Source organism: Paenibacillus sp. FSL P2-0136, assembly GCF_037975325.1.
Classification (GTDB): Bacteria; Bacillota; Bacilli; order Paenibacillales; family Paenibacillaceae; genus Paenibacillus_AQ; species Paenibacillus_AQ silagei.
The window spans coordinates 5,508,448-5,523,394 of record NZ_CP150244.1; the positions used below are offsets into that span (position 1 = coordinate 5,508,448).

The window sequence follows — 14,947 nt, forward strand, 5'->3', positions numbered from 1 at the left end:
TAAGCGGTTTCAAATCATTAGTCCTTAGCTTCAGAGGAAAATTGAACAGATAAGGAGATTATTATGAGGAAAAAAAGTTTGGTGATGTTACCCTTTGTGATTCTGCTGTCCTTCATGCTGGCAGGCATCTCCAGTGCAGAGGTAACCTCTAATTTTGTCAATCCGCTTATGGGAGGTGCTGATCCCACCATCGCCAGGGCTGCAGACGGCTATTACTATTCAGCCTTTTCAGGCGATAACAATATCACCCTGAAGAGGCATGAGACCATTCTCGGCGTATCTGTTGCCAAAAGCAAAGTCGTCTGGAAAAAGCCGAATAACTTTGGATACGTATGGGGTCCTTATATCTATAGGCTGGAGGGCAAATGGTACCTGTACTTCTCTTCCGGCCCGGAGAATGATTACGGTTATGGTCATCCCAGCTCATATGTCCTGGAGAATGCATCTCCCGATCCTTTTGAAGGAACCTGGGAGCTTAAGGGCGAATCCGCCAATGCAGACAGCGACGGGCAGGTTACGCTCAAGCAAGGGCTGCTGAACACGGAGAGCTTCGGTTTGGCCTGCGGAGTGGTATCCATTCAAGGAGAAACCTACTTCACCTATACCAAATACTTCTATTATCCTGACCCGAACGACCCGGCAAAGACGAAATTTGACGAGAGCCCAACCATTGTCAAAATGAAGAACCCTTGGACCCTGGAAGGTCCGGAAGGCACTGTGGCCCGGCCGCAATATGACTGGGAGAAGCAGCACGACAATATCAATGAGGGCGCGGCAGTAGTGGAACGCAATGGCAAAACCTATTTCGCTTACTCTGCAAGCAGCTTTATGAATGATAACTATTCTGTGGGAGTATCCGTGGCGGATGCCGGCTCCGATGTGATGCAGGCAGCGTCCTGGGTGAAGCATCCCGAGCCGGTCATGAAAAGATCGGATGAGAACAGCTCCTACGGACCGGGATCGCCCCTGTTCCTGAAGTCCGAGGACGACACCGAGGATTGGATCATGTATCATGGCATACCGACTCATGGACAAGGCGGCGGGAACCGGGGCATCAGAGCCCAGAGCTTCCACTGGGATGATCATGATTTCATCAATCTTGGAATCCCTTCCAATCCCGGCACTGTCCTGAACAGACCCTCCGGCGAGGAAAAAAGCGAAATCTACGAAGCCGAAGATGCAAGCCTGTCAGGTGTGAACAGAATCGTCGGCAAAAGCGGTTATGCTTCAGGCGGGCTGTATGAGAAATTCAGTAACAGCAGCGACAATAACTATGTAGAGTTTACAGTGAACACCAACGCACCGGGAACCTACTCTCTGGATTTCAGATACAACAACAATACGCCAGGCACGGTTAACATGAAATTAAAGGTCAACGGGGAGGCAGCCCGGAATGTCTCTTTTGCCTCCAATGCAGGCTTTGATGCCAACTTCGATATCCATTCCGTTCATAATATTCAGCTGAATGCCGGAAGCAACACGATCCGGTTATCCGGCAGAAGCGAGCTGGCCCTGGATGCGATGATTATCAAACGAAGCAGCCTGTACGAGGCCGAAGATGCCATTCTGTCCGGGAATGCTCAGATTGACAGAAACCACGCGGGATATAGCGGAACCGGATTTGCCGGCGGCTTATGGGTTACCGATTCTGCGGTCACCTTCAAGGTTAATGCCGGCAGTGCAGGCAGCTATTCGGTTAATCTGGGCTACAGCTTAGGGTTTCCGGATGACCGGACTCTGACTATGTATGTGAACGGGCAAAAAATTAAGCGGGTCGATTTCTTCAGCCTGGGGAGCTGGGACCGCTGGGCCGACCGTTATGATAATGTTTTCCTCAGAGAAGGGGAAAATACGATCATGTACAAATATGACGCCGGTGATACCGCCAATGTCAATCTGGACTATATCACGGTCACCGAAGCCACCACCTGGCATTATGGCGCGGAGGATGCGAAGCTGACCGGTGGCGCTGACACTTCAGTCGTGTACGCCAAAGACGGCAACATGGGGACCGGTTATGTGACCGGGCTATCCGCTGCGAACTCCTCGGTAGAGTTTGCTGTAAATGTTGAGAATGCGGCGTCCTATGATGTGAAATTGAGATATGCAAAAGCTGATGCGGGCAAAACTCTGGCCTTCTACTTAAACGGCACCCGGATCAAGAGCATCACCCTCCCTGCTACCGGAGGGCCTGCGGTCTGGAAGGAGCAGCTTGAGACGCTGAGCCTGAAGCAGGGCAAGAACACGATTACTTATAAGAACGAAACGGACCATTCCGGCATCATCAATATGGACAGCATTCATCTGACCAAGCGCACGCCCTGGCGATATCAGGCAGAAGAAGCAAGCCGCTCGGGCAGTTTAAAGGCCGCTACAGACCATCTGTGGTATGAAGGCAACGGATTTGTCGGCGGCTTCGAGCAAACGGGCGATTCCCTGAAATTCGAGGTCAACGTGTCCAATACGGCAGCCTATACGTCAACCCTGCGCTATTCCGGTGCACAGAGCACCAACATAACGATGTCCATGTACGTTAACGGGCAGCGAATCAAGCAAGTCTCCCTGACTCCGACCGCCAACTGGGAGATGTGGGCCAACAGCACCGAGTCTGTGAATCTGAATGCGGGCAACAACACGATTGAATTCATCCGTGAACAAGGCGATACCGGAAGATTCAATATCGACAGTCTCACCATTGATAAGACAAGCGGCGGATTTATGAGCTCCATTGCCAAGAAGATCATTCCTGAAAAAATGGTCAAAATCCAGCCGAAGCACAGCGGAAAAGCGCTGGATGTGGACCGGGTGTCCAGTGATCCGCTGGCAGTCATTAACCAATGGGCTAATGGTGACGGCAATAATCAGCTATGGAGATTCCTGGATCTCGGCACGGGATATTATCAGATCCAGTCGGTTCATAGCGGCCTGGTTATTGATATTCTTCCCGGCTCCGCGACACAGCAGATCTGTCAGAATACGATGGCCAAGGGAACGATCCCGGATAGCCAGCAGTGGAAGCTGGTGAAGGACGGGGACTATTACAAGATCGTGAACAAAAGCAATAATAAAGTCATTACTGTAAACGGAGCATCCAATAGTAACGGTGCGTCAATAATCGTAGCGGATGACCAGGCGAAGGATAATCAGCGCATGCGGATTGAAGTCCGCAATCTCAGCAACAGTGAGATCAGCGCCTTAAGCGAGCCGGGAGGCCGCCATGAGGTTACCTTTAACGCGAGTGGCGGAAGTCCGGAGCAGACGGTTGTTCAGGCTGTATATGGGGAAAAACTGACACCTCCGGCGGTCACGAAGGCAGGCTATGAGCTGGAGGGCTGGTACAACGAGGCCGGGAAATGGGATTTTGCAGCAGGGACAGTGCCAGGCGCACTAACGCTGACGGCGAAATGGGAGCTTAAAGCGCCGGAGGTGCAGATTGTCAGTGAAGGCTCGATGCGTGCAGGCTCAGACGGAGTGCTCCGCGCCGCAGGCCAAGGTACAGGAACGCTGTCCTACACCTGGTATGTGAACACGGGTGAAGGCTATGGCGAGCCGGTCGGCTATGGCGACAAGCTGGTGCTTCCGGAGCTGTCCGAAGCGATGAGCGGCTACCGGTACAAGGCCGTGGTGACCGGCGAAGGCGGCTTAACCGGGGAGCAGGAATACATCCTGCAGGTGCTTCCGGCGGATGCCGAATGGACCCCTCCGGCATTCGGCATAGATCTGCCGGCCGGACTGGAGACAGTGGCGGGTGAACCGTTGACGCTGCTGGTTGAGACTACCGGAGATGTCGAATCCATAGCGTGGGAGATGAAGCGCCCGGACGGCGGAGACTGGCTGGCGGCCAGTGTTACCGGAGCGGTATACAGCTTCACTCCTGGAGTGGAGGATGACGGAACACAGTACCGTGTCGTGCTGACAGGCACAACCGAGGTGAATTCGGTACGAGTTACCGGAACGGAGCTTACCCTCAAGGTATATCCGGCGCATGAGCTGCCGTCTATCCAGTCGTTCGCAGCGACAGCTAACCCGGTAACCGAGGGAGATTCCGTTACCTTTACCGTTGTAGCCAGCTCGGTTTATGGCGAGCTGAGCTACCGCTGGCTGAAGAATGACCTTGTGCTGAACGGCGTCACCGGCAGCAGTCTGACTGTTGAGAAGGCCGGGGCTGATGATGCAGGAGCCTACAAGGCAGAGATCAGCAACACCCGTAACATCGGCAACCGTTCCTATACGGATACAGCCTTTACGGAGAACATTGATCTGACCGTACGTCCGGCGGTAACACCAACGGACCCTCCGGTAACCCCGGTAGACCCGCCGGTATCAACGGCAACTCCTAAGCCCACACCGCAGCCAACCGCAACGCCGGGTCCTGCGGCTGCAGTCATTACAGCAGCTCAGCTAAGCGGCCTAGGGACAGACGGAGTGGTTACGGTGCAGGTGGGGCAAGCGGCTGTAGTGGAGCTTCCGGTGAATGCCGGGGAGCTGCTGGGAACCCGTTCCCTGCGTGTGCAGGGAGACGGAATCGGGCTTGTGCTGGCGCCGGAGCTGCTGAATCAGCTGGCGGAAGCCGTGCCTGCGGGCGGGCGCAGCGGTGCCAGGCTCCTGCTGACCGCAGCGCAGAAGACGCTGGACGAAGCGGCGCTGAAGACCGGAGCAGGCGTCACGCTTAAGGGCAAGCTGCTGAGCTATGACCTCAGTCTGACCGGGGCGGACGGCAAGATCCACCGGCTGGACAAATATCCGGTTCCGGTAAGCCTCAGCTGGCCGGCCGCTGGACTTGATCCGAAGCTGCTCGGCCTGTACCGTGTGGAGAGTGACGGTACGCTCACCTACCTGGGCGGTGCTGTCGAAGGCAGCGGATTGAAGGGACTTCTTGACGGCAGCGGCACCTACGCGCTGCTGGAGTATTCCAAGCAATTCAGTGATGTTCCGGCCACACACTGGGCCTTTGACGCGCTGCGTGAGCTGTCTGCGAAGCATCTGATCCGGGGCATCTCGGAGCAGGCTTATCAGCCGGGTCGGAATATTACCCGGGCTGAATTCGCACAGCTCCTGGCGAACACGCTGCAGCTAAGCGGCAGCGGCACCACTAGCTTCACCGATGTGCCGCAAAGCGCCTGGTATCAGAAGGCACTCTCCGGCATGGTCGAGGCCGGCCTGATTACCGGACGGACCGCAGAGTCCTTCCAGCCGAATGCAGAGATCAGCCGGGAAGAGATGACCGTCATTCTGCTGCGGGCGTATCAGCTCCGGCAGGGAACCGCGCTTCCGGCTGCTCCTCTCAGTCCATCCCTTAAGGATGCCGACAGCATCTCCGGCTGGGCAGCGGAACAAGTGGCCGCAGCGGCTTCCCTCGGCCTCGTGAAAGGCCGGGCTGACGGCACCTTCGCTCCGAAGGCTCCCGCCACCCGTGCCGAAGCTGCACAGCTCCTGCTGAATTACTTGAAGAAATAAGCCATGCCAGGACACGGTTATCACCTGTTCTGCAAGGCATAATTAAGGCGCTCCCCCGAAACCGTTTCCGGGGGAGCGCCTCTTGCTGTGCTCTCGCTTTAATATCCAGTTACCCGCACATTTCAACCAACTAATTGTATTTCCTGCAATAGAAATCTCATATTGTTCTGCGAAATGGGATTCTACTGTATTTCGTACAATAGAAGGTTGCATTTCAGATGAAAAATGGCCTTTACTCGAAATTCAACTGTACAGAATACAATAGAGTCTACGTTTATTGCCTTTTTCACAGCATTCTAATGTACAAAATGCATTTGCCATTGCTCTATCTAATACAGTATCAGATTCAATGAAAAGAATTGGGGCAAATCCCTTAGTCCTTCAGGCATCATAACGCCCCAGCCGCCCGTTTAAGTCTGACGCTCTTCTAATACTGTCACACTAATCTCTCAATTCCTGCCCAAAATATAAGCGTGTTGATTTCCCAAAAAAAGGGACAAGAAAGGCCGCCATTTCGGGTAATGGTAAGTACGACCAAACCAAACCGAAATGAGGCGACCTCATGAATAATAATACCCCATTCCTGGCCGTGTTCAAACAAGTATTAACTCCGGAAGAAGTCGAAATGGTGACTGGGCAAACCAAGAACTACGAGGATACAGGAATCAAAATGACTGTCGGTGTGTTGTTCGACTACTTTATCCAAGCCTGCTACCACAAATGGGATGGCTTTCGTCAAAGTGCTCGGGTGGGCTCGAACTACGATTTGCCCAAGGTTCATTACTCCACTCTTTCGGGCAAAGCCGGTGAAGTGCCTTACGATATCTTCAAGCGTTTGTTTCAAATGCTCGTCCAGAAATGTAACCGGCAAACCCGGCGGCACCTGAATCTGCCTAAAGATCTTCTGCTTATTGACTCTACGACGGTTACGGCGGCAAACTCCCGTATGTCTTGGGCTCCGTATAAAAAATTCAGAGGAGGTATCAAGCTGCATGTGGCCTTCTCGCATGGACAGCATTCACCCGTGAAGGTGGTCGAATCGATTGCCCGGCGCAATGACGCTCCATTTGGAGAAGTCTTGGCCGATAAGGACTACCTTCTAGTCCAGGATCGGGCATATGGAAAAATCGGTCGATTGGATCAATATGTGCAGCAAGGTCAGTCCTTTGTGATTCGTTTGAAAGACAATCTCCACTTGGTGTTGCCGCGAAAACGTCAGCGACCGGCAGAGGGAGACAGCAAAATTGTACGCGATATCACCTGTTATATCGGTCAAGGGAAACACCGATCCGCCCAGCGCCACCGCGTCGTTGAATTTGAAAATGACCGGGGCGAAGTCGTACGGGTCGTCACTGATTTGAGAAAAGAGTCCGCTCACGTGATTGCTGAAATTTACAAAGCACGCTGGGAGATTGAAGTCTTTTTCCGCTGGGTGAAACAGCATTTGAATGTCCCTTGTCTGTTTGGAACCACCGAAAATGCAGTGTATAGCCAATTGTTTGTGGCCCTTACCGCGTATGTGCTTCTGAAATACATTTTTGATGAAATTCATCCGAAGGTACCGGTCTTTGCTAAGCTGACTCTATGGGAATTTATGCAGTACTGGCGTATATTTAATCTTCCGCTGGAGTGGCAGGTTCAGCTTAATCAGCTCAGGCGTAAAGAACATTTAGGTGTTTTTGTCATCCCATAATATGGGTAATCAACACGCCTGCCCAAAATACAACATTTCCCTCACAAACTCGGCCCCGCCCGGCAATTGTTGTACGAATGTCATCATTTCCCTGCCTCCCTGCATCAATACGGAGCAAATCCTGCATTTCGTGCAGGAATCCGGCTTACATGCCGGTAATTTGAGAGTCTAGGCTGCATAATGTGCAACATTTCCGCCTTGGCCTCTTGTGCCTGGCCTTCTTATGTCTGCCGGATAACTTCTGTCCCCCGTGTAATTTCTGTCCGCCGGATAATCCCATTCTCTGCAATAAAAACACCTTCAAGATTGTAGCCCTGTCTTACGGTAGGGTCCATTCTCTTGAAGGTGTTTGGATGGTGTTTGGATGGGTCTCACTTTATGGGGCTGCTCCGGCACCCATCACTTTGCTGCACTTCGGATCAAGCCGATAAGGGCTGCAATCTCTGCTGGATCACGGCTTGCCCCCAGAATGATCCAGCCGCTGCACTGGCTGCGCGGCCCGAGATAGACCGTTTCACCGTCTATCGTTTTTTGCTGCATGGAATTGGGCCGCGTTTTACATGGCTCCAGAGCATACATGCAGTCGCTGATCGCCCGTTTGGCGATCAGCGAACGGGGATAGCATTGCAGAGAACGGATGACATAGGCTGCAGTATCCTGTCCTGCGTTCACCACCATCTCGGCGGTCAAGCCCCGGCTTCCCCCTGCAGCAGCAGGATAACATCGGACCTGCGGCAGCCCGGCCAGTCCCTCCACGGGCTCAGGGACGTATTGATAACAGCGGATCGGGTCCAGCCGGGTCCCGGCATCGTAGACAACCAACGGGTCCGCTTCCGGCGGGGCAGAGTCGCGGAGCAGCATTTTCTCAGGCAGAACCGGCAGGATATAACTCCCCCCGCCCGCCATGAAGGCTCCCGCCAGCTGGATATGGTATCCGTCATCAACGGGTTGGACGGAATCTGTTACATTTTGCACCGTATCCTCACGGAACAGGTCAGCCGCCCCGTAACGGGTAATGATACGGACTGTTTTATGATACACAGGCGATATTCCATACCCTCTCACCGGAATGTCACCCTCCAGGCAGATTTGCTGCTCATCCCAGCTCAGCCGCACCGATTCCGGCAGCGCCGGGGAATAGGAACCCGTCCCGTGGACGGTTCTGACTTCATCCGGGGTGCCGAAGATCTCAGGGCCTATAGCAGCTACAGCCGCATAGAACCCTGAATCCCAGCCCGAATGCTCATTATCGGTCAGATCTACATGATCCGGATGAAGCAGATACCGCTCATCCCGCTCCCAGCTGATCTTCTCGGCCTCCAGCCAGATTTCCCCGATATCCATCCCCCGCTCCAAAATCACGGTGAAGAGCAGCCGTCCATTGGAGATCGTCAACTTGTTCATTTGCGAGCCGAAGCGGTCTGTAACCAGCACCAGACTGACATAGCCGCCTTCCGGCAGCGCTAGTGGAAGGTCCGGCTGCAGCTCGGCCAGCGTCAAATTACCAATTTGCTCAGTGTTCATCCAAATGCTCCTTCCGTCCGCCCCTCTGCCAACCCGCCATTCATCCCCGTCCGCCTCTCAGCCTCCCGGCCATTCATCCCCGTCCGCCCATCAGCCATCCAGCCGTTCCCCCCGGACCGCCCAATGTTCATCCGGGCGTTCTTCCCCTCCGGTATGACCGGCTATGCCGATATGGCTAAGCAGATATACAGGTTCCAGCTGTTCGAAGCTGATGACGGTAAGGTGGGCGCGGGCCAGCAGTCCGCTGTCTCCGATGCCGACCACGCGCATGCCTGCCCGGACCGCACCTTCTACACCCGCAGCCGCATCCTCAAAGACTATACAGGCAGCAGGCTCCGCAGTAAGTAACCGGGCGGCCTGTAGGAACACCTCCGGGTCCGGCTTCGCCCGGGCGGTGCTGTTTCCGTCCACCACCGCATCAAACAGCGGCCGGATGTTCACCTTCTCCAGAATCAGTGGCGCGTTCTTGCTGGCCGAGGCAATCGCCGTTCTGATTCCGCGGGAGTGTAACCGCCCAAGAAAGCGCCTTACACCCGGTAATACATCGTCCGGGGTAAGCGTCTCAAGCAGCTCCTTGTACCACTCATTTTTGCGGGAGGCCAGAGCCTCCTTCTGCTCTGCTGTCAGATCCGTAATTCCGCCGGCCCGCAGCAGAAGCTCAAGCGACTCCATGCGGCTGACACCCTTCAGCTGCTCATTCTCTCTTTCGCTGAACGCGAAGCCCAGCTCACCGGCAAGACGCTTCCAGGCCGTATAGTGAAACTTCGCGGTATCGACAATGACACCGTCCAGGTCGAAGATTGCTGCCTCAAACGGTTGTGCCCGCAACAAGATTCCCTCCATTCAGCTGCTGTACTTCACAAGTATCTGGATTAACGGTGATCTGGTAGCGCACTCCCCGCCAGGCCAGCGTGAAGCTCAGCTCCTCCCAGCCCTCGGGCAGCCGGGGCTCCAGCTCAATACTCTCACTCCACATCGCACTCTTCAGCCCGGCGAACCCGTATACGATCAGCTGCCACAGGCCGCCGCAATTGGCGATGTGAATCCCCTCGGCAGCACCTTTCTTCTCTGTCGAGAGATCGATATCCATCACCCGCTGCAGGAAAGCCCCCGCAGCCTCCTTCTGGCCGAGCCAGGAAGCCACAATGCCGTGAACTGCCGCTGACAAAGAGGAATCATGAGTCGTAATCGGCTCATAATAGGCATAGGATGCCTTCAGCTGCGCCCGGGTGAATTCCTGCGGGAACAGCATCATTAATTCCAGCACATCCGCCTGCTTCAGCGCCTTGGAGCGGTAATTGCGCTCCTGGGAGATGAAATGGCCGAAGGGGCGGGACCTGTCGGTCCAGACACTGGCAAAATCCACCTCTGCATAGGAGTCGAAATCATCGGATTGCGGAACAATATCGCTCCGGCTGTCATACGGCAGCCTCAGCTTCTCCGCCGTGTGCCGGAAGCGCTCCCGTTCACCTGGACGGATATCCAGCCGCGCAGCCGCAGCCGCATAGCTGTCCCGCTTACCGTCTTCCAGACTGTCCAGACAGGCAACGGTCTGCTCCAGACTGAATTTGACCATACGGTTGGTGAAGGCATTGTTGCGGGTAAAAGGCAGATATTCATCCGGTCCCATCACGCCGAGCAGCCCGCCCTCCCCCTCCCGGCTCCAATCCACCCGGTCACACCAATAACGGGCCGTCTCCACAAGAATATCTACGGCATAGCGCTCCAAGAATTCATCGTCGCCCGTAGCCCTCACGTAATGATATAGCGCGTACACAATATCCGCTGTTATATGAATTTCATGATCCGCATACTGCCAGTTGGCACATTGCTCTTCCCCGCTTATAGACGACTCCCAGGCATACCTTGCTCCCCGGTATCCATATTTCTGCGCGTTGCGTCTGGCTCCATCCAGCGTATTGTAGCGGAATAGAAGCAGATTGCGGGCTGCCTGTGGATTGGTGTGCAGGAAGAAGGGCAGCAGGTTAATCTCCGTGTCCCAGAAATATCTGCCGAAATAAGCTTCGCCGGCATATCCCTTGGCACAGATGGCCACCCTGTCATCCTTCTCCGCATTCGCACGGATGAGATGATAGAGTGAGGCGCGAACGCTTAATTGTGCCGCATCATCTCCCTTGATACGGATATCAGCGGCCTGCCATTTGCGCTTCCAGCAGTCTGCATGCCGGTTATACAGCTGCTCCCCGCCCAATTTACGTGCGCGGCTAAGCTGTGCCATTGCCCGGCCGCGGACCGTTCCTTCCTCCCTGTCCCGGTCGGTTGTCACTGCAGTCAGCTTGCTGACGGTCAGACGGTCACCTGTCTTCAGCCAGCGCTCCCCGCGAAGCGCAGCCATCACCGGGGTGTGGCCGGCCTGCCAGTTCACCGCTTCAGAGGCTTCCAGCGCAGACAGCATAAAGATCCGGTTGCCCTCCTCTGTCAGTGTCTCAAGCGATATACAGTCCCCGGATTCCGCCGAAGGAACTACCCGGGCAAAATGATTCATCCCGTTCGTCCGCACATCTCCCCGCAGAGTCGCCGCCAGCTCCAGCCGGCCTTCACCCGCCAGCACCTCCAGCTGGACCTGCTGGATGCACAGATGGGTATCCGCCATACTCAGATAGCGGCTATGGGTACACTTAAGCTGCATTCCCTCTTTCGTCTCCCACAGGAACGAGCGGTGAAGCCTGCCATCCCGCAGATCCAGCCGGCGGCTGTAGCCGCTGATCTGGCAGCGGTCCATATCCAGAGCCTCGTCTCCCGACCGGAATTCAAGCCCCAGCATATAAGGGAGATTGACAATCTCCTCCTTCAGCAGCGGATGCTGCGCAACAATGCCCGGGACGAAGGTTCCCTGCTTGGACTTGGGATGACGCGGCTTTTCGAGCGTAACATTGTCGGGAAAGCGCAGATATTCCTCATCCTGCGGCGCGTCGCTGCACCCTTCCTCGAAGCTTCCGCGGACATGCATATAGCCGTTCCCTTGGGTGAAAAGCCCTTCATAATGCTTATGCAGCCGGGCTTCATACCCGTCTTCCTTCAGCCACCACAGGTTATCCTCATTCATCTGCAACCCTCACTTCTCCGATATCTTTCACTGGCATTTCCGTCCGCCCGGTCATCCCTTCACCGCGCCCGCAGCAAGGCCGGATACGACCTGCTCCTGCAGCAGAATATACACCACAATACTCGGGATGATCACGACCATCGTGGCCGCGAACATGACGCCGTAATCACTGGCAAACTGGCTTTTGAAATAATAGAGCGCCAGCGGCAGTGTGCGGCTCTGATTCCCCGTCGTCAGAATAATGGCGAACTGAAATTCATTCCAGCAGAGCAGGAACTGCATTACACCGGCCGTGCCGAAGCCCGGCTTCGAGATGGGCAGAATAATCCGGAAGAACGTCTGGATGAAGCTGGCCCCATCCAGATAAGCCGATTCCTCCATTTCCTTCGGAATGGTCAGGAAATAGCTGGATAGAATGTAGAGCGAGACCGGCAACCCGAAGCCGGTGTATACAATAATAAGTCCAATCAGCTTGTCGTACAGCCCGAGCGTGTTCACCGTCAGGTACAGCGGCTGCAGCATCGCCGCGCCCGGAATCAGAAGCGACAAGGAGAAGGCTCCCATCAGCAGCTTCTTGCCGCGAAATTTAAAGCGCGCCAGAACATAGGCTGCCATTCCCAGCAGCAGCAGATTGAGCAGAGTTCCGAAGATCCCCACGATTACGCTGTTGATGTAGAACCGGGAGATCGGCGCTATTTGGAAGGCCTTCGTGTAATTAGAGAAGCGGAAGCTGCTTGGCCAGCCCAGCGAATTGGTCAGAATCTCGGCATTGGTCTTAAACGAAGCGAGCAGCACCCACAGGAACGGACCCAGGGACAACAGAACAATCAACAGCACAAAACCATATTTAAGAACAGCCATACCCTTTTTCAACATTCTCACCCCATCCGCTCCATTCAGTTTTGGGAGCTGCCTATTCTGAACAGATTTCGGCACAGCAGGACAAAGATCAAGCCAAAGCCGATTAAGAAGACGCCCACTGAATTGGAGTAACCGAAGTTATTGTCCATGAGTGCAGTCTTGTAAATATAGATAGGCAGGTTCATCGTCTCATTGCCGGGTCCGCCGCCTGTTGTCATCAGAATAATATCCATCTTCTGCAGCATGCTGGTTCCGGACAGAATGACGCAGGTCCCGATAATGTTGCGCAGCATGGGAATAACAATGTACCAATTGATCTTGAAGGTGCTGGCCCCGTCGATCCGCGCCGATTCATACAGGCTTTCCGGAATGGCTGCGATCTCCGCCAGAATCAGGATCGTGACAACCGCCGCATAAGGCAGCCAGGTCATCGTGACAGAGAAGAAGGCCGTGGCATAATCCATGAACCAGTTCTGCGAGAAATCCGCATTCCCGAACATGCGGGCGATACTGTTCACCGCACCAAAGTCAGGATTGAGCATACACAGGAACAGCATCCCTACGGCTGCACCCGAGATAATATTCGGAAACATGTAGACCGTGCGTGCGAACTTCCAGTAGAATTCCTTCATACTGAGAATAATGGCGAACAGGGTCCCGATGACAACGTGGATCGTAGACTGGAGCAGGACCCAGATGCCTGTATTCAGTGAGCTTTGGCGAAAATCGGCATCGTCGGTGAACAGCTTCACATAGTTAGCGAGACCGATAAACGCCGGGCTGCGTCCGGCCGACCATTCGGTAAACGAGGTGCCGAACAGAATGACCAGCGAGACAGCATAGACAAGAATAAACAATATTACAGTCGGTAACAGGAAAAGCGTGATATACCCTCTATTTTTCCTAACCATCCATATGGTCCTCCCCAATCCTCAGCTTACATTACTGCTTTATTTATTCTTAGCAGCAATTTCCGTCAGTTCCTTAGCGACTTCTTCTGCTGTTGCCTTGCCGGCAACCAGCTTCGGATACTGGTTCTTCCAGGCATCCGTTACGTTCGGATACACGATGGAGTCGAGGGTCCGGTAATGAAGCTGTGTTTTTTGAGCGACTGTGATCGATTCGACCATGATCGGATATTTCTCTTTAAGGGCATCAGACGGCTGAACCTCACTCGATACCGGCATTACATTCCCGTATTCAAGCGCGATGGTTTGCCCTTCAAGCCCTGTTTTGAACTTGATGAATTTCTCGGCGGCATCGCGGGTTTCCGGCGTCTTGGCTCCGATCATATAGCCAACCTCATAGGTGGAGATCAGACTGTTATTCGGATAAGCCGCGACTCCCACTTTTTTATCGAAGCCTTCACCGGATTTGGTCGGATCGCTGAAATCTCCAATCATCCATGGACCATTGGCAATCATAGCGGCCTTGCCCTGGCTGAACGCGTTCGCTGCATTGGCATATCCCGCTCCAAGCGCATCCTTCGTGGTATACTTCTCCAGCAGCTCCTTCATCATGTTCAGCGCCTGAATCATTTCCGGCGTATTGAAGTCGGTAGGGTGAAGGGTGTTCATGAACGCTTTCCCGTTCTCCCCGTTAGTGCCGATCATCGCGGCAAGAATCAGATTGGACGTCCAGGCATTCTCCCCGGTCATCAGTGCGAGGGGAACGAAGCCTGCCGCCTTCAGCTTCTCGTTGTTGCTCATGAATTCATCCCAGGTCTCCGCCGGTTTGATTCCTGCCTTCTCGAACATTTCTTTATTGTAAAAGTAACCGATGTTCTGCTTCTGATCACTGATCGACCAGATCTTGCCGTCCCGTGTATTGGAAGCGAGAGCATCTTCACCGATGGCTGCCTTCCATTCCGCATCTTTATCCAGATATTCATTGAAAGGGGTTGCAAGATTGCCTTTGATCAGAACATCGTTAATTCCGTCCTTGCCCATGACAACATCCGGCACATCCCCGGAGGCGGCGAGAATCTTGATCTTGTCAACGTATGCGGCATCACTTGGAATCTCTTCAACCACAACCTCCACTTCATTGCCGTACTTGGCATTGAACTGCTTGATCTGTTCTTCCTCCATCTTGGCGGACGCATGTGTGCCTACCCGGAAGGTAAGATAGGATATTTTGACCGGCGCTTTGGCCGCAGGTGCCGTATTTTTCGAGCCCGCTGCCCCGTCAGCCCCGCCCTTATCCGCTGAATTCTCTGTTCCACAAGCTGAAATGGACATAGCCAGCAGCAGAGCGCTTGCCAGAGTAATGCCTGTTTTAACCCTCGATCTTTTCAAATGAAATCCCCCTTAATAATGATGGCCTTATGCAAAAGCGTAATCCTG

Annotated in this window: 8 protein-coding genes; 2 read left to right on the plus strand and 6 right to left on the minus strand. The window is 54.2% G+C overall.

What is annotated here, in order from left to right:
- The first annotated feature begins 63 nt into the window (after window positions 1-63).
- Window positions 64-5,457 (plus strand): CBM35 domain-containing protein, encoded by a 5,394-nt coding sequence (locus NYE26_RS23340; protein WP_339250463.1) that lies wholly within the window; start codon window positions 64-66, stop codon window positions 5,455-5,457.
- Between the two features lie 562 nt (window positions 5,458-6,019).
- Window positions 6,020-7,150 carry an IS4 family transposase gene (locus NYE26_RS23345; RefSeq protein WP_339250465.1) on the plus strand — a complete coding sequence of 377 codons (1,131 nt, stop codon included), beginning with the start codon at window positions 6,020-6,022 and terminating at the stop codon, window positions 7,148-7,150.
- 399 nt (window positions 7,151-7,549) lie between these two features.
- Here NYE26_RS23345 and NYE26_RS23350 read toward each other — a convergent pair whose 3' ends face one another.
- From NYE26_RS23350 to NYE26_RS23375, 6 genes are all read right to left on the minus strand, one after another.
- Window positions 7,550-8,674 (minus strand): DUF4432 family protein, encoded by a 1,125-nt coding sequence (locus NYE26_RS23350; RefSeq protein WP_339250467.1) that lies wholly within the window; start codon window positions 8,672-8,674, stop codon window positions 7,550-7,552.
- A gap of 90 nt (window positions 8,675-8,764) precedes the next feature.
- Window positions 8,765-9,502 (minus strand): beta-phosphoglucomutase, encoded by a 738-nt coding sequence (gene pgmB, locus NYE26_RS23355; protein WP_339250469.1) that lies wholly within the window; start codon window positions 9,500-9,502, stop codon window positions 8,765-8,767.
- A complete protein-coding gene (locus NYE26_RS23360; protein ID WP_339250471.1) occupies window positions 9,483-11,741 on the minus strand; it encodes a glycosyl hydrolase family 65 protein in 2,259 nt (752 codons plus the stop codon). The genes pgmB and NYE26_RS23360 overlap by 20 nt, the downstream gene beginning before the upstream one ends.
- A gap of 51 nt (window positions 11,742-11,792) precedes the next feature.
- A complete protein-coding gene (locus NYE26_RS23365; protein WP_339250473.1) occupies window positions 11,793-12,602 on the minus strand; it encodes a carbohydrate ABC transporter permease in 810 nt (269 codons plus the stop codon).
- Between the two features lie 35 nt (window positions 12,603-12,637).
- Window positions 12,638-13,513, minus strand: a complete 876-nt coding sequence (locus tag NYE26_RS23370; protein ID WP_339250475.1) for a sugar ABC transporter permease — start codon at window positions 13,511-13,513, stop codon at window positions 12,638-12,640.
- 39 nt (window positions 13,514-13,552) lie between these two features.
- Window positions 13,553-14,899, minus strand: coding sequence for an extracellular solute-binding protein (locus NYE26_RS23375; RefSeq protein WP_339250477.1), 1,347 nt, complete (start codon window positions 14,897-14,899; stop codon window positions 13,553-13,555).
- Window positions 14,900-14,947: the final 48 nt, after the last annotated feature.